Annotated in this window: 13 protein-coding genes; 7 read left to right on the forward strand and 6 right to left on the reverse strand. The window is 44.1% G+C overall.

Annotated features, from left to right (window positions below; all coding sequences use genetic code 11):
• Positions 1–87: 87 nt before the first annotated feature.
• On the reverse strand, positions 88–1,227 hold the full coding sequence (locus BDE36_RS22605) for a TlpA disulfide reductase family protein (protein WP_141816796.1): 1,140 nt from the start codon (positions 1,225–1,227) through the stop codon (positions 88–90).
• Between the two features lie 127 nt (positions 1,228–1,354).
• Between BDE36_RS22605 and BDE36_RS22610 the strand changes: the two genes are divergently transcribed.
• Entirely contained in the window at positions 1,355–2,458 is a 1,104-nt protein-coding gene (locus tag BDE36_RS22610) for a DUF2891 domain-containing protein (RefSeq protein ID WP_244939642.1), read from the forward strand.
• 3 nt (positions 2,459–2,461) lie between these two features.
• Here the strand turns inward: BDE36_RS22610 and BDE36_RS22615 are convergent, their stop codons facing one another.
• From BDE36_RS22615 to BDE36_RS22630, 4 genes are all read right to left on the reverse strand, one after another.
• A complete protein-coding gene (locus tag BDE36_RS22615; protein WP_141816797.1) occupies positions 2,462–4,591 on the reverse strand; it encodes a type IA DNA topoisomerase in 2,130 nt (709 codons plus the stop codon).
• A 119-nt stretch (positions 4,592–4,710) separates the two neighbouring features.
• Positions 4,711–5,151 (reverse strand): hypothetical protein, encoded by a 441-nt coding sequence (locus BDE36_RS22620; protein WP_141816798.1) that lies wholly within the window; start codon positions 5,149–5,151, stop codon positions 4,711–4,713.
• 70 nt (positions 5,152–5,221) lie between these two features.
• On the reverse strand, positions 5,222–5,746 hold the full coding sequence (locus BDE36_RS22625) for an ExbD/TolR family protein (protein WP_141816799.1): 525 nt from the start codon (positions 5,744–5,746) through the stop codon (positions 5,222–5,224).
• A gap of 65 nt (positions 5,747–5,811) precedes the next feature.
• The gene (locus BDE36_RS22630) at positions 5,812–6,867 is read right to left on the reverse strand and encodes a nucleoid-associated protein (protein ID WP_141816800.1); all 1,056 of its coding nucleotides are present in this window, start codon (positions 6,865–6,867) and stop codon (positions 5,812–5,814) included.
• Between the two features lie 216 nt (positions 6,868–7,083).
• On the opposite strand from BDE36_RS22630, the gene BDE36_RS22635 reads away from it, so the two are divergent.
• The 6 genes from BDE36_RS22635 to BDE36_RS22660 all read left to right on the forward strand — a co-directional run bounded on the left by BDE36_RS22635 (position 7,084) and on the right by BDE36_RS22660 (position 16,154).
• Positions 7,084–7,989, forward strand: coding sequence for an AEC family transporter (locus BDE36_RS22635; protein ID WP_141816801.1), 906 nt, complete (start codon positions 7,084–7,086; stop codon positions 7,987–7,989).
• A gap of 542 nt (positions 7,990–8,531) precedes the next feature.
• Positions 8,532–9,128: a TetR/AcrR family transcriptional regulator gene (locus BDE36_RS22640; RefSeq protein WP_141816802.1), complete on the forward strand. Its 597-nt coding sequence runs from the start codon at positions 8,532–8,534 to the stop codon at positions 9,126–9,128.
• Positions 9,129–9,228: 100 nt separating this feature from the next.
• Positions 9,229–10,560 (forward strand): TolC family protein, encoded by a 1,332-nt coding sequence (locus BDE36_RS22645; RefSeq protein WP_141816803.1) that lies wholly within the window; start codon positions 9,229–9,231, stop codon positions 10,558–10,560.
• Positions 10,561–10,574: 14 nt separating this feature from the next.
• The gene (locus BDE36_RS22650; protein ID WP_141816804.1) at positions 10,575–11,714 is read left to right on the forward strand and encodes an efflux RND transporter periplasmic adaptor subunit; all 1,140 of its coding nucleotides are present in this window, start codon (positions 10,575–10,577) and stop codon (positions 11,712–11,714) included.
• A 23-nt stretch (positions 11,715–11,737) separates the two neighbouring features.
• Positions 11,738–14,938, forward strand: a complete 3,201-nt coding sequence (locus tag BDE36_RS22655; protein ID WP_141816805.1) for an efflux RND transporter permease subunit — start codon at positions 11,738–11,740, stop codon at positions 14,936–14,938.
• A 184-nt stretch (positions 14,939–15,122) separates the two neighbouring features.
• Positions 15,123–16,154, forward strand: a complete 1,032-nt coding sequence (locus BDE36_RS22660) for a LacI family DNA-binding transcriptional regulator (RefSeq protein WP_141816806.1) — start codon at positions 15,123–15,125, stop codon at positions 16,152–16,154.
• Positions 16,155–16,460: 306 nt separating this feature from the next.
• Here the strand turns inward: BDE36_RS22660 and uxuA are convergent, their stop codons facing one another.
• Positions 16,461–17,648 (reverse strand): mannonate dehydratase, encoded by a 1,188-nt coding sequence (uxuA, locus tag BDE36_RS22665; RefSeq protein WP_141816807.1) that lies wholly within the window; start codon positions 17,646–17,648, stop codon positions 16,461–16,463.
• Positions 17,649–17,762: the final 114 nt, after the last annotated feature.

Raw genomic sequence — 17,762 nt, forward strand, 5'->3', positions numbered from 1 at the left:
TCGCATATAGTCAAAGTCAAAAGCCGCAAATGAAATTTGCGGCTTTTGACTTTGACCTCTGAACTTTCAACTCTAAACTTTCAACTCTTAATTCAGTACTTCTGCGAGCTTGCGTTCCAGGTCTTCCCCACGAAGGTCCGTGGCAACGATCTTACCCTGAGGGTCAATTAAAAAGTTCTTTGGTATGCTCCTAACACCATACATTACAGCCACTTCATTTTGCCAAAACTTCAGGTCAGATACTTGAGTCCATGTCAGGCCGTCATCCTTAATCGCCTTTAACCATGCATCCTTCCCGTTTTGCCGGTCTAAAGAAATACCCAGAATGGTAAAGTTCTTGTCCTTATACTTGTTAAAAGCAGTTACTACATTCGGGTTTTCCTGGCGGCAAGGCCCGCACCACGAAGCCCAGAAATCCAGTAAAACATATTTTCCTTTGAAATCCGACAGTTTTACCGGCTTACCATCGGGGTCGTTCTGCGTAAAATCCATCGCCTGACTGCCGACAGCCGTTTTCTTCAAAGCCTCCATATTTTGAATCAGCGGCTTTAGCGACGCACTGCTTTTAAGAGCGGGAGAAAGACTGTTAATTAGAGATTCTATTTCCGCAGGATTCTGCGACTGTCCAGCCACGTTTCTCAAAGCGGTCAAACTAACATAACTCGAAGGATTATCCTGAATAAATTTCTTCAACACACCATTTTGTTCTTGCATCAGGGTTTCGTAGCGACCACGCAACGCCGTCATAAATTGTTCTGACTGCTTGCTCTCAGACGATGCAGCATTATACTCGCCGTTCAGGGCTGCCATCTTACTTTCAACCGGCTTTAACTGAGCGCTGAGCTTTTTGTTCTCTGCATTCGTTTTACCAGTCACCGTAGCTTTCGATAAAGAATCGGTACCGGATACTGTTACATCACCTTTTTCAATATAAAAGCGAAGCACATCCGGCTGGCTTTCCGGACGAACATTCTGCAAGCCTACTCCCTTGTTATCAAGCACCAAGACTCCGGTAACCGGCTCGGAAACCGACCCTTTAAAAGAAAACGAACCGTCCTTCAGTATGGCTGAGTCGGTAACCTGCGTTTCCGGGTTAGTTGAATACAGTAAAAACACCTTCGCCGGAGCATTATATTTCCCTACTTTGCCTTTAACCATAAAAGCGCCGTTCTGTGCAAATAACATGGCAGGAAACACCGCCATTGCAATTAATATTGTTCGTTTCATTCTGTAAATATATTAAGCAGAAACGAAAATTGTTGAAATTTAGTGTAATAGAAGTTCCGTATATCAGTCCCTGACGAAGAATCTTACGCTTATCGCTTCACAATCTAATTATTCCTATATTAGCATTATGCGTTCGTTGTCTCTCAAATTTGTCGCCATCTTTTCCTTCTCATTCATTTTTACTCATATGTCGGAAGCGCAGGAAGCTCATTATCAGATAAGGCAAGGCAAATATATCCTGACCCCTGCAGGTGCTTCTCACCTTGCGAAACTTCCTTTAAAATGCATGCAGCAGGAGTTCCCTTATAAAACCGGCATTACTTTCACCGACAGCGCCCTTTTAGGGAAACCCGCTTCTTATCATCCTGCATTTTATGGATGCTTCGACTGGCACTCAAGCGTACATGGACACTGGATGCTGGTACGCCTGCTGAAGCTGTTTCCTGACTTGCCCGAGGCCGCCGAAGCAAGAGAAAAATTAGCTCAGAACCTTTCGACCGAAAATATCAGCAGGGAAATTAAGATCTTCCAGTCAAAGGAGAATAAAGGATTAGAAAGAACCTATGGATGGGCCTGGCTGCTTCAGCTACAAAACGAACTTCTCAACTGGGACGACCCTTTGGGCAGGCAACTGAGCATGAACCTTAATCCACTGGCCCAACAATTATCCCTAATGTACCAGGAATATCTTCCGAAGATGGTTTATCCTATCAGAGTTGGCGAACACTCTAACCTGGCATTTGGACTGCGGCTGGCGTGGGATTATGCGGAAACCACAAAAGACCACTCCCTTAAAGCAGTTATAAAAGAAACGGCTCTCCGGTTTTATAAAGACGATAGCAACGCACCCATTGCCTGGGAACCAGGCGGTTCTGATTTTCTAAGTCCCTCCCTCGAAGAAGCCGATCTGATGTGGCGTATCCTTTCTCCAGCCGAATATCACACCTGGGTCGTTAAGTTTCTGCCATCCTTATTTCAACCGGAGATCAGCCTTGCGCCCGGGCAGGTAAAAGACCGCTCTGACGGAAAACTGGTACATCTCGATGGGCTGAACTTAAGCCGCGCATGGGACTTGTATGGCATTGCCAAGCACAGCAAAAAAAACAAGCAGGCCCTTCTTAACCTTGCAAACACTCACTTAAAGGCGGCATTACCTCATGTGGCCAGCGGTGATTACATGGGTGAACACTGGCTTGCGTCCTTTGCTGTTTATGCGCTTACCACGCAGTAAACTTTACTGCTTAGCCTCCTCCGTCCTGGGTGCAAATACAAAATGCACTTTACCATCCGCCAAAAGAAGTGAGGCATCAAAGCTATTGCCGGCTTTTGATTTAAAGCCTTTCAAAACTGAGGTACGCCCTTTTTCGATGAGTTCCATAATCTGGCTATCGGTCAATTGTTTACCCGACATGGTTCGCCATATCACAAAACTGCATCCACGCTGATAGCCGTTGCAGCTTACTGCTTTATCCCCAAAACGAAGAGCGCCCTTTTTACAGTGAGGACAAATTACTGCGCCTTCTTCAGGCTCCGGCTCAGCAATAAGGCCGGAGAGGCCTCTGCCTGCTTCCAGTAACTCGGATGTAATCGTGCGGGTATACTCCCTGATCTCATTTTTAAATTCTGCGACAGATCCGCCAGTCCTGATATCTTCGAGCCGTTTCTCCCATAGCCCGGTTAATTCTGCCTGGGCAATTTTCTTATCCTTCACAAGCTCGTAAACGGCCAAGCCCTTCTCTGTAGGCAAGAGCAGTTTCTTTTCCCGCTTTATATAGTCGCGTTTGATCAGAGTTTCGATGATAGACGCGCGGGTAGCCGGGGTGCCAAGTCCAGAGTTTTTCATTGCCTGCCGCAGTTCTTCGTCTTCTATTTCTTTTCCCGAAGTTTCCATCGCTTTCAGCAAGCTTGCTTCATTATACAGTGCCTTGGGCTTCGTTTGCTTCTCCAGTACTTCTTTCTTTTCGATTGGAAGACTTTCATCCTTACTTACTTTAGGAAGCGTTGCATTGTCCTCATCCTCCTTTTCATCATCCTTCTGATTAAATACAGAACGCCAGCCCGGCGACTGGATGACGGTCCCGTTAGCGACAAATAAAGAACCCGATTCAATGGTGATCTTGGTGAGTTCCTTTATACACTCCTGATGAAACGCCTCCAGCATTCGACCTGCAATCAGATCGTAAACGGCCTGAAGATCGGGAGAAAGGCCCGACGGAACATTCTCTGTAGGCAACAATGCATGGTGGTCGGTAACTTTCGCTGCATTGACACTCCGCTTATTCAGTTTTGCTGTTTTCAGAAACGAAGCTTGCTTGCCGAAAAGCGGGTGATGTTCCAGATTCTCAATGAGCTGCGGAATACCCGCCAGCACATCCTCTCCGATATAACGGCTTCCGGTTCTGGGATAGGTAATCAATTTTGATTCGTACAGCGTTTGTGCAAGACTGAGCGTCTGATCGGCCGTAAAACCCTTCCGCTTATTGGCCTCCTGCTGCAGACTGCTCAGGTCGTGCAGCAACGGTGGCTGTTCCTTCCTTGGCTTCACTTCAACGTTTTGTATCAGTCCGCCGGCAGCATCACCTGATGCAACATCTCTTACCTTCTTAAGTACTTCGAGAGCGGTCTCTTCATCCTTAAAATTCTTTATAGAAAGCGCCCGAAAGCCGACATCATCCTTGTTCAGATAGATCGCCACCTGAAAATAAATCTGCGGCTTAAAGTTTTTATTTTCAAGATATCGGAAGCAGATCATTGCCAGAGTAGGCGTTTGAACACGGCCTAACGACAATACCGCCCTGTTTCCGGCAGCAATACTCAGCGCCTGCGTTGCATTTAAACCTACAATCCAATCGGATTCCGACCGGCATTGGGCAGAAAAAAACAAGGTATCGTATTCAGTGCCTGGCTTCAGGTTCCTGAAACCATTCTTTATAGCCTCATCCGTCTGCGATGAGATCCAGAGCCTTTTGAATGGCTTCTTACATTTGAGATGGTAATAAATATAGCGGAAGATGAGCTCTCCCTCCCTTCCGGCATCCGTGGCGACAATGATCTCTGTCGCCTCATCAAAGAGTTTTTTTATGATATTCAGTTGCTTCACTACTCCCGGATCATCTGAAGTACCTGATGCAGTCTTCTGTTGCCTTACCGCCAGTTTAAATCTTTCGGGCAACATCGGAAGGTTCTCAACCCGCCATCCTTTAAATCCGTAAACTTCAGGTGGAGCCAGCTGCACCAAATGGCCAAAAGCCCATGTAAACGAATAGCCTGGACCTTCAATATATCCATCCTTCTTTGTCGTCTTTCCAAATACCTTTGCAAGGTCACGCGCAACCGAAGGTTTCTCCGCAATAACAACTTTCATATTGTGCTGCGAAGTTAAGGATTAAAAGAAGCCATTCCCGAACTTCTTCAATTCTCCGTTTGAAATATAGCAATGGAAGGTGGGTCTGTAACATTACCGCCAGGGAAGAGACTGACGTTTTAGGGAGCAGTTCGTTTAGCCGTTACTCTTACCGCGTCAGCTTCCATCGTTTCAAAAACGATCTCGTCGTTTGCAAACTTTTTAATCAGAAAACGGATATTCCGCGTTGTACCGCCGGGTAATTGTTCTTTATAGGATATGGTAGGATACTCAAGCTTAAAAGTACCGCGTGACAATACTTTCCCGCCCCAGATCATCTTTAAACTGTCGCTGGCACTAAAGCTGATGGAGGGATCGTTCTCTTTTAACTCGTCTCCTGAAGTTGCATTGGGAGTTCCCTGATTCGGGTTTTCAACTTTTGTATATTTCCACGTGCCGTACAGGTCTTCCTGTTTAACGGAAGGAGTGCAGGACAGAGCCATTAACAGTAAAGCTACCAAAAAGTAGCTGATCCTTTTTTCATACCCGCCTTTTTCTTTTCGGGCTTCATTTTCCGCCATACTTTTTTGCTGCTTTTTTACGAACTCCCATTCAGGGATAAGCGGTTCAAGTTACAAAAAAAGATCAAGCCTAATAAATCCCCGACATTTTCATTTGCTGTATTTCTTCATCTGAAATATCCACAATTGCATAAGAAGGTACCTTTGTAATTTGCAATTCGTCAATAATATCCACCACGTTCTTGTACACCGCTTTACTGCTTGGTTTCACCAGTACCACCAGGCCCTTCTTCTTACTGCCCGTGATCTTCTCTACTTCGGAAACAGCCCCAAGAAGAACCTTCCTGATTCCGTCTGCTCCAAACGATGTCAGAGCCGGAGTGATCAACGGATCTTCGAGAGTACCCATGTACCATTGAATCTGGTTATGATGACCGATACAAATAGTCATTGTCCTGCTTTCAGACAGGCCGATCGGTTCTTCATCCTGCAAAGGCATGGCTATATCCATCGCTGATGGCTTGGCCAATGTAGTGGTAAGCATAAAAAACGTGATTAGCAGGAACATCAGATCAACCATCGGGGTGAGATCTAAACGGGGCGCATGCTTTGCTCTTCCTGAGCTACGATCATTGCGGGTAGTAAGCTCTGCCATGATATTAAATTTAAGTTTATATCATTGAGATGCAGAGAACAACAAATTTCCACAATGTGCCCCTCTTATTCCTCTTCTTTAAAATACACCTTATAATAGTTCATTGATTTTCCATCATCAAAGCCTTTTTCAATCAACTCCCTGTTCCCGTGGATATAAATGTGAAAATTACGATCAAGCTTCAGTACGCTTTTATATACACGGGCCTGTTTTTTTACAGCAGCGGATGAAATATCAAAGGAATCAGCTATTTGAGTGTCGAACTCTTTTTCATAGTCGGACTTGAAGTTTTTGAACGACTCGATGGCCTGAGGGTTTCCAATCACTTCGTTTGAAAACTCGTCTATATCGAAACTTTCCTTTTCCTTGAAATACTTCATCGACTTATTCAGGAGATCGATCTTATCGGCTTTGTTCATTTCAAACTCCTCGTCGAGTTTCGTACTGACAAAACTCTTGTATACTCCCAGTGTGTTGTTGGTTTGATTAAAACTGTCGTTCCTGATCTTCAGCTTGAGGAATTCATCCTTCCAGTAAACGGCTTCCGCATTCCGGTTCGTCTGATCGGTCACCACCACCTTGTAGCCCTCTTCTTTTGATGTTCTGAATATCAGGCAGCCTTTATCCAGCTTCTGAATATTTATAGCCTCCTGTTCATATTCCATTTTGAAACCGCTCTGATCAGGATATACTTTGAAATAGGTTTCCTTTGTCTCCGATTTAAATATTCCAATAGCATCCAGAAGTTCGCCTTCTATCTGAACATTTTTAAAGTACGCTACATACAGCTCTCCAGGTTTAATCTTGGGATGAGTGGATATTTCATACAGATACTTTGCCAGGTTCTCTGTATTTTCATGAAAGGCTTCTTCATTTTCAAACATCGCTGTAGAAAAATGAAAAGCTTCGTTCAGATCGAGATTGTCGCTGGAGTGCATGAAATGGTAAACTTCGTTCACCTTTTCAAAAGGTTTCAGAAAATACTGCAGCAGCAGATTGTTGAGGGTCTCGTCTTCCATCCGGAATGGATGTTCTGATAGAACATAAAACTCGTCCTGCGATTTATTGCCGATCCGGTGTATTGAGAGCTGGCTTAGCGATGCTTCAAAAAAAGTAACCATATAAATGAAAAAGGCTCGAAACATACTAAAAATAATCCGGATATCCGGAGCCGCCACAAATCATGAGTTACCAACGGTCGAATCTTGATTGGACCCGTATTGAAAAAATGAAAGATATAACAGAGTGAAGCCATGCAATTTTGCTTATTTTTGCAGATGTAAAGGCATCTTATTCCTTTATGAAGCCGGAAAGCCGCTGGCTTTCTATAATATTCCATGACAAATTTCATTCTGATCGCCGGATCATTGCTGGCAGGCTTAATTTTCAATTTTTCAAGAACCCTTCCGAAAGGGTCTTACAGAAGCATTAATGCCTGGGTGTTATATATCGCCCTGCCGGCACTCTCTCTGAAATATATTCCGGCAATTGAATGGAATATGGATATGCTTTTTCCTGCTATCGCACCTGTTATCGTTTGGGTGGGAGCATGGCTTTCTATCAAGATATATGCCCGCTTTAATCCTATTAACAATGCTACAAGAGGATGCATGAAACTTAGTCTGGGCTTGTCGAACACCTCGTTCCTGGGATTTCCATTGATCGTTGCCTATTTCAGTGAAAAGGAACTAAGCATTGCTATTATCTCAGACCAGGTAAATTTCATACTTTTATCCACTGTTGGCATTATTTCTGCACTCAGGGCTTCTGAAAAAGAGGAGCTCTCTACAAAGGTTATCCTGGAGAAAGCTATTAAATTTCCTCCTTTTATTGCCTTCATTGCGGCTCTCATCCTCCCTCGTTTCATCGATATATCACCGGTAAACCCTTTACTCGATAAGCTTATAGCAACCGTTGGCCCACTCGCTCTTTTTTCTATTGGACTACAGCTTAAGTTTTCAAAATGGAGGGCGGAAGTTAAAAACCTAAGTTTCGGATTGATTTATAAACTAATGATCGCGCCGGCATTGGTGCTGCTGGTAGCATTGCTATTCGGGTTTAAGGGCCCGGTTGCACAGATAAGTCTTTTTGAAGCGGCAATGCCGACACTTGTCACCGGAAACCTCCTGGCTGATCAGTATAAGCTGAACGCTCAGTTATCAAACTTAATGGTGGGCCTCGGCATCTTGTTTGCTTTTATATCCACCGCTTTCTGGTGGTATGTAATGCAACTCATTCTGTAAGTGAAGAAGAAATAAAAGACAGGTAGTACAAAAAAAGAAAAGCAGGAAACGATTTAACAATTTCCCGCTTATCAGTATATATAGTAAATAAAAAATGAGTGCTTCTTAGTCGTAAAATGCAGGAACATCTTCCTCTTCTACGAAAACGCTTTCAATACGCGACCCACATTTCTCACACACAAAGAAATCCTCCTGGATCCTTTTATCATCATTTAACAACTGTACATAATCTAATGCTGAATTGCAGCATGGACATGTAAAAACTGAATGGCTAACTCTTGAAATACAATCATTAACGTCTGTCATGGCAAAGAATTTTTGTATGACAAAAGTAGATTTCGGTGTAAAAAAACCGATTGATATAGATCACTTTATATTTTGATTGTTAACACATCTTACTGTTTGATTCTCAGGCAATACGAAACTTTCAACAAAACCAAGAAAGCATTGATAATTTTAAAAAGTTAAGGCTCTTATCATACTAATGTCATATAAGTTCATTATCGTAATTGTAATAAAAAGATGAGTTAATTTCGCACCGAATGAATATTCAATTAGATACTCAGACCCACAAGAAAACAGCCATTCTCGAAAGCACTCTTCTTCTGATTAAGGAGCATGGTTTCCATGGCACTCCGATGAGTCAGATCGCGAAAAATGCGGGTGTGGCAGCGGGAACAATCTATCATTATTTTGAAAGTAAAGACGAATTAATCAGGGAGCTGTATATATATGTTAAAGATAAGCTTGCAGATGAAATATTAAAGACTGATGATGCCGGCAGGCCCTACAGGGACCGGTTTTTAGATTTCTGGGTCAATCAGTGCAGCTTTTTCATCGAGTATCCTGCTATCCTTTACTTTCTTGAACAATATATTAATTCTCCTTACGCCAAGCGATTTGCAGGCAGCGAAAGCAAGCAGTTCAATACAAAGGTGAAACCTTTTGTGGCATATGGAATAGAAAATGGTTTGATACGTAAAATGGACTACGAACTGCTGGGGCCAATAGTGCACGGTAGTATCGTGGCTGCAGCAAAATTTCATCTTTCGGGTCATCATGCTTTCACCACCGACCGCCTTTATGGAATGGCAGAGGTGATATGGGACGGAATTAAAGAACAAGAGAGCAAAAAGTAGATTGCTGAAGAATTAGGATAAATTAAATAGCTGAGAGCTAATTACTGAAAGCCGACAGCAAAATACATACTACTTATAACTATTACACAATTTTTACACCATGAGATATAATAAGCTCCTCTTACCCCTACTGGTAAGCATCCCGTTACTTGCGCCGGTTCTGCTAAAGGGTCAGCCACAACAGGAAGAAAGAACATTGCAGAATGCTACTTTACAGCAATGTATTGACTATGCACTCAAAAACCAGCCTGAGGTAAGGCAATCTCTTATTGACGAGGAGATTGGCGAGAGGGATATTAATTCTGCCCTTTCAGGATGGTTACCGCAGATTACGGGGACCGGGTCATACAACTACAATATTAAACAGCAGACAATTGCTTTTGGCGACCAAATCGTAACAACCGGGCAGAAACACACGTCCGTGTTAGGCGGGCAGGCAACGCAGCAAATCCTGAATGCCGGACTTATCCAGGCTTCGCAATCAGCAAAATGGTACCGCCTGCAATATAAGCAGTACACCGAAAACAGCAGGATCTATACCGTGGTAGATGTAAGTAAGGCATTTTACGATATCCTTACCAGTAATGAGCAGCTAACTATCACAAATGAAAATATTGCAAGGCTGGAGAAACAGTTGAAAGATGCCTATGCTCAATATGAGGGTGGGATCGTTGATAAAACCGACTACAAAAGGGCGCAGATCAGCCTTAGTAACGCCAATGCCGACAAAAAGAGAATAGTTGAAATGTTGAAGTCGAAGTACGCCAATCTTAAGCAACTGATGGGATATCCGGCGGAAAAAACATTGGATCTTTCTTTTGATAATACGAGCATGGAAAGCGCGGTCCTTCTGGACACGACTCAACAGCTCAACTACCAGAACAGGATTGAATACAGGCTGCTGGAAACGCAGAGGAAACTTCAATCGCTTAACACCGGTTACAATAAGCTATCATTCTTGCCTACGCTGTCGGGATTTATAAATTATAATTTTAACTATTTTAACAACGACTTCGGCAGCCTCTACGACAGATACTTTCCTAACTCCGTTACTGGATTAACGTTAAGCCTGCCGATCTTTACAGGAACAAGGCGCATTCAGGAGATCAGAAAATCGCAACTTCAGGAACGCCGTATCGACCTCGATCTTGAGAATACAAAAAACCAGATCTTCACACAGTACGAAACGGCCCTTGCATCATATAAAGCAAACCTCAATGACTGGAAAACAGCAAAACAAAATGTAGAGCTGTCGCGGGATGTTTACAATACCATTAAGTTACAGTACAACGAAGGTATTAAAACGTATCTCGAACTGATGACTGCAGAGACCGATCTGAGAACGAGCCAGGTGAATTATCTCAACGCATTATATAGCTTATTATCAAGCAAACTCGACGTACAACAAGCTTTAGGAACCATTACCTTTTAACAATGAAAACTCTGATGAATAGAAATTTAGCATTTGCCTCTGTTATTACATGCGCAACCATTATTAGCGCCTGCGGAGGATCCGACAAAAAGCAACAGGGACCACCGCCCCCCCAGGCTGTACCTGTATCTGTGTATAAGGTATCAAAAGAGGAAGTAAAAGGTGTTGACACCTATCCGGGAACTGTCGTCGCACTGAACGAAGTTGAGCTGAGAGCGGAAGTAAACGGGTATATTACCAGGATTTACGTTCGCGATGGGCAAACTGTCTCGAAAGGACAGAAACTATACGAAATAGACCGGAGCCGTTATTCGGCGGCATACCGCTCTGCGCAAGCGCAGGTTCAGACTGCTAAAGCAAACCTTGAGCGGACAAGGAAGGATGCCGAACGATACACCAGACTTGCACAACAGGATGCGATTGCCAAACAGCGTGTTGATTATGCACAGGCCGACCTCCAAACCGCCCAGGCCCAGGTATCGGCAGCAGAAGCTGCACTATCTACCGCTGCCACTGATTTAAGACGTTCTGTAATTGTTGCACCAGTATCGGGAAAGGTAGGAATATCTCTTGTAAAACAAGGCAGTTTGGTTACCGCCGGATCAACGCTGATCAACACAATTTCGTCTCCGAACCCTATTGGAGTCGACATATTTGTTAATCAGAAAGACATCCCTTATTTTGTAAAGTTACAACAGGCCGGAGCAGCAAACTTTAACATCATTCTTTCGGATCAAACAAAATATAATGCAAGCGGAAAAATCCTTGCTGTTGACCGGGAGGTAGATCCACAGACAGGAACACTTAGGGTACGGGCCAGTTTTCCGAATACTTCGGGCCGGCTCACAGCCGGGATGAACTGTTCGGTGGAAGTTCCAAATAAACAGTCAGGAGAACAAATAGTAATTCCGTATGCTGCGGTTACTGAACAGTTGGGACAATTCTCGGTGTTTGTTGTAGGAGACAGCAGCAAGGTTTCGCAGAGGCAGATCACCTTGGGTATTAAAACAGAGGATAAAGTAGTTGTTCAGGACGGTCTGAAAGAGGGTGAGACTATTGTCAGCGCCGGCACTCAAAATTTAAAGGAAGGCACTAAAATACAGCCAACTGACCCCTCTAGTGCAAACCAGGCTCCGGCGCCCGGACAAAAATAATTGATTACCGTAAGAAGAATTTTATGATCTCAGAAGTATTTATAAGACGTCCGGTAACCGCCATCGTCATATCCATACTGATCGTTCTGGTAGGAGCTATTGTTATCACTACCCTGCCGATCAGTCAGTATCCCAACATCTCGCCTCCAACTGTAACCGTAAACGGCAGTTATACAGGGGCAGACGCAGAAACTGTTGAAAAAACGGTCACCACCCCTATAGAGAGCCAGATTAACGGTACTCCGGGGATGATCTATATGTCATCAAACAGTACGTCTGATGGCCGCTCAAGTATCACTGTCACCTTTGAAGTAGGGACAGATATAGATATTGCAACACTCGACGTGCAAAACCGGGTGGGCATTGCAGAACCGGCTTTGCCTGAATCTGTAAGGCGTCTTGGTGTAACTACACGTAAAGCTAACACCGATATTCTAATGGTGCTGGGGCTATATTCACCCAATGGCACATACGACCAGAAATTTATGTCGAACTACGTGAACCTTTACATCCGTGATGCTATTTTACGCGTTAAGGGTGTAGGTGACGTACAGGCCTTCGGTCAGCCATTTAGTATGCGCGTATGGCTCGATGCCAGCAAGCTGGCTCAGCTAGGACTTACCCCGGCTGATGTTTCGGCCGCTATACAGGAACAGAACATCCGTATTCCGGGCGGTACTGTAGGTGGTCCGCCTCAGCAATCGAATCAGTCGTTTGAATTTTCGGTTGTACTTGATGGCGATCTTGAGACAGAAGAGGAATTTGGAAACATCATTGTTAAAACCGGAACCAACGGCTCTATTGTTTATCTTAAAGATGTAGCGAGAATAGAACTGGGAGAATTTGCTTATTCTACCCGTGCGATGGTAAACGGGAAAACGGCATCCATGATGGCGATCAACCAGATGCCTGGAGGAAACGCAGTTGAAACGGCAGAGGGGATTAACAAAGCGCTGCAGGAGCTCAAGAAGTCGTTCCCCAAGGATATGGACTATGTAGTAAGTTACGAAACTGTATCCGTAATTGAAGCGTCCATCAGCGAGGTAATACATACGTTAGTTGAGGCGCTGATCCTGGTTACGATTGTGGTGTTCTTCTTCCTTCAAAGCTGGCGGGCAACGCTCATTCCAATACTGGCCATTCCGGTATCTATCATTGGTACTTTTATATTTTTCACGCTTTTTGGTTTCTCGATCAACACCCTTACGATGCTTGCTTTCGTGTTGGCTATCGGTATAGTGGTGGATGACGCCATTGTGGTAGTGGAAGCGGTACAGCATTACATAGACCATGAGAAGTTATCGGCTAAAGAAGCTACACGACGAGCGATGAAGGACATTACAGCTCCGGTAATTGCTATTGCCTTAATCCTCGCGGCGGTGTTTGTGCCGGTAGGATTTATTCCGGGGATGGTAGGCCAGCTGTATCAGCAGTTTGCGATAACCATCGCAGTGTCGGTGGTATTGTCGGCCTTCGTGGCACTTTCGTTAACACCTGCTTTGTGTTCTCTGTTGCTTGTGCCAATGAACCTGAACAAGGAGTCAAAAGGTGTGAACCGTTATTTCTTTAAATTTAACGTATGGTTTCACAGGACCACCAATAAGTACTCGGATGGCGTAAGATGGGCCATCAGAAAGGCTCCTTTAGTAATGATCATTCTTGTATGTATCTATGTAGGTGCCTTCGGACTGTTCAGAGCAAAGTCCGCCGGGTTTATACCAACCGAGGATGCAGGGATATTCCTGATGGGCGCGAGTCTTCCCGAAGGAGCATCGGGAGCCCGAACAGACGCTTTTCTGCAGAGAATCACAGAGACTATCAAAAAACAGGTTCCTGAAGTAAAAAACATAACTTCTATTGCCGGTATCAATATCCTTAACAGGGCGTTTAAATCTAATGCGGGGACGTTCTTCGTCCAGCTGGTTCCATGGGAAGAAAGAAACAGAACGGTAGCTGAAATTATAGGTCAGGTACAGGGCATGTTTGCAGGAAGTAAGGAAGGGAACCTTCTTGTTGTGTCTCCGCCGCCTATCCCCGGCCTGGGAGTGAGCGGAGGATTCAGTCTGCAGATTGAAGAACAGGCTGCAGGCGAAATTCAAAACTTCGTAGGATCGGTCTACAAATTCTTAGGTGCAGCAAATCAGCGGCCTGAAATTGCAATGGCCTATACACTGTTTAATGCCAATACTCCAAATTATAAGCTCACCGTCGACCGGGATCAGGCAAAGAAAATGGGAGTATCTGTTGGAAGTGTTTATAGCACGATCTCCAGTTACCTGGGCAGCAGCTATATTAATGACTTTACAAGATATGGGCGTAACTTCAGGGTAGTTACCCAGGCCGATACCACGTTTAGAAGTCACATAGAAGACCTCAATAAGTTGTATGTAAAAAACATAAGCGGCACTAACGTTCCTTTAAGCGCGCTCGTTTCTTACAAAATGGAAGAGAATGCTTCTATTATCAACCACTATAATCTGTTTCGTTCTGTTGAGATCAGTGGTAGTGCAGCTCCGGGCTACAGTAGTGGCGATGCGCTGAACGCACTGGAGGAAGTAGCGGCTCAGACACTACCGGCGGGTTATACATATAGCTTCTCAGGTTTAAGTTTGCAGGAAAGGCAGGCAGGGAACAGTACAATTCTGATATTTGGCTTGTGTATTATCTTCGTATTCTTGCTGCTTGCCGCACTGTATGAAAGCTGGTCGGTACCGTTCTCAATCCTGCTATCTGTTCCACTTGGTATATTCGGGGCTATCCTTGCTTTAATATTCTTGCCAAAACTGGATAATAACATCTATGCGCAGATTGGTCTGGTAACTTTGATCGGTTTGGCTGCAAAAAACGCCATCCTGATTGTCGAGTTTGCTAAAGAACGTGTGGACTGGGGTATGGAACTCATCGCGGCGACTATCGAGGCTGTAAAACTCAGATTGAGACCAATTATCATGACCTCACTAGCGTTTATACTTGGTATTATCCCGCTAATGCTTTCTTCGGGCGCCGGGGCAACAGCGCGGCAAACCATTGGCTGGACTGTATTTGGAGGAATGCTTGCAGCTACTCTCCTTGCCATATTCTTTGTTCCTGTGTTATTTGTTCTGATCACCAGATTTGCTTATGGCAAAAAGAAACTGGCAGAGCTACAGGCAAATTATCATCCCGAACAACATGCAGATACGTTGCATGTGAACGATGATGATAAGGACGAAGGGAACATCTGAGAGAATTGACAATGGATAGTTGATAATGGACAATTAATGGCTAATCGTATAGAGGGTGTCTTTTCAGGCACCCTCTTTTTTTACGAATATGATAAGCTGAAAAGAGTTTCTCAGATTGCAATTCAAAAGATTATAGCAGTCTTCCAAAGACAAACAAATATCCTTTTTATATATTCGTATTAAAATGGATCAGGTAAATCTAAAAAGGCTTGCGAAGGAATTGAACCTGGCTGTGTCGACAGTGTCGAGGGCTTTAAGCGACAGCTATGATATCAGCATCGAAACGAAGGAAAAAGTACTATCCCTGGCTAAAAAGCTCAATTACCATCCTAATCCATATGCCCGGAGCTTGAGGAAACGTAACAGTAATACGATTGCTATTGTTATTCCTGAAATTGCCAATAACTTCTTTTCCCTGGCGATAGGGGGAATTGAAGAAATCGCACAAGCCAATGGCTATCATGTTTTGATATACTTAACTCATGAAAATCATCAAAAAGAAGCTGCTTTTATTCGCCATCTTATGAGCGGGAGGGTTGATGGCGTTTTGATGTCTTTATCAAGCGAGACCGACGACATCAGTCATCTTCATGAACTGAAAGAATATAACATTCCAATTGTTTTTTTTGACCGAATCTGCGAAAGCATAAATACTGTAAAAGTAACAACGAACGATTACGAGAGTGGATATCAGGCAACCAAACATTTAATTGAGAAAGGATGCAGAGAAATAGGATATCTCGCTTTTTCCAAGAATCTTTCTATTGATCAGAAGAGAATGCAGGGATATATGGATGCTTTGAAAGATCAAAATATCCCTGTAAACGACGACTTCATTATTCATTGCGGCAACAATTCTGAGGAGAACTACAGCAAAATAAAATCGCTGCTGCTTTCAGAAAGAAGGCCGGACGGGATATTTGCTTCTGTAGAAGTTCTTGCGATCCTGCTTTATGAAGCCTGTAAAGAACTGAGCCTTCGGATACCTGCTGATGTGAAGGTCATCAGCTTTTCAAATCTTCGCACAGCCTCTCTGCTTGATCCCCCGCTGACAACGATCACCCAACCTGCCTTTGAAATAGGAAAACAGGCTGCCACTGCTTTATTCGGCGCTTTAGGAAAGACTGCCTCTGAACTCAGAGACAGGAAAATTGTGCTTACATCAACTCTGATTGAGAGGGAATCGACGAGGCAATTGACAAGGGACAAGGGATAATTGATAATGGACAGTTGACAAAGGACAATTGATAATGCATAGAGGGCAGTTTGCAATTGTACCCTGTGCATTATCAATTGGTCAACCCATTTCTTATCAAATGACTTGGCTAAAGCTTCCGTAAGCGCAATCTGCGGCCTTTTTCGTTGCGGCAGTGCTAAACTTCGTAAAAGCACAATATTTCAAAGCAACGAAAGCAGCCGCGAGTTTCTTTTTTGGTAGCTTTTTTCTTTGCGGTCAAAGAAAAAAGTACATGCTCAGCCGACAGTACTGCTTGTATCAATTGTCGCTCCTAACTGTCAATTGTCAATTGTTCAAGCTCCTGAGTATTCCAAGCTCGAGGCCTCTTAATTCCGCCAGGCCTCTTAATCGGCCTATTGCTGAATATCCGGGATTCGTCTTTTTATGGAGATCGTCGAGCATCTTATGGCCATGGTCAGGCCTGAAAGGCATACGCAGGTCTTTACGGCCTGCAGCCTCGCGTTTTCTCTGTTCAGCAAGCAAGGCTTTCATCACAGCATACATATCTACATCACCTGCAAGATGATCTGCCTCGTGAAAGTTCCCTTCGGCATCTCGTTTTGTACTCCTGAGATGGATAAAGTGGATCCGGTCGCCTAGTCTTTCTACCATTCCCGGCAGGTCGTTGTCTGCTCTTACACCAAAAGATCCGGTGCAATAAGTGAGTCCGTTATTCGGACTGTTTACAGCTGCGTACAACTCCTGGATGTCGGCTTCCGTACTTACTACGCGAGGAAGACCCAGAATTGGATATGGCGGATCATCAGGGTGAATGCACATCAGTACTCCTGCTTCTTCTGCCGCGGGAATGACTTGCCCAAGGAAGTGGAAAAGATTTGCTTTCAGTTCTTTCGGACCAATTTCATTATATCCGGCGAGTACCTTCAAAAATTCTTCAAGGGTATAACCCTCCTCCGAGCCGGGAAGGCCAGCGATAATATTCTTAATTAACAACTGCTTGTCGGCTTCTGAAAGCTGACTTAAATACTGTTTCGCCTTTTGCTTCTGATCCTCTGTAAATGTTTCCTCTGCACCAGGCCGTTTCAGGATGTAAAGTTCGAAAGCTGCAAAAGCTGCTGCTTCGAAACGTAAGGCTGTAGAACCATCGGGCATAGGGTAGTCGAGATTGGTCCTTGTCCAGTCCAGTACCGGCATAAAGTTATAGCAAACAATATCAATACCGCATGCTCCCAGATTAGCAAGCGTTTGTTTATAATTTTCGATGTATTGCAGATAGCTGCCCGACCGCCTTTTAATATCCTCATGAACCGGGACACTTTCAACAACCGACCAGGTTAATCCGGCGGCCTCAACTTCTTCTTTTCTTTTTATGATCTCTTCTACGGACCACACTTCACCATTGGGTACATGATGCAAGGCTGTTACTATACCTGTTGCTCCTGCTTGTCTGATATCTGCGAGGGAAACGGGATCTTTGGGACCGTACCACCTCCATGTTTGTTCTAAAGCCATTATTTAGTTATGAGATATGAGTTATGAGTTGCAGGGATATTCAGTAATCCCTCCCAAAATAAACTACCCTTTACTACTTATTACGTATTACTTATTACTTATGATACCTTCCTG

Origin of the sequence: Arcticibacter tournemirensis, assembly GCF_006716645.1 — a bacterium.
In the GTDB taxonomy this organism is placed as follows: domain Bacteria; phylum Bacteroidota; class Bacteroidia; order Sphingobacteriales; family Sphingobacteriaceae; genus Arcticibacter; species Arcticibacter tournemirensis.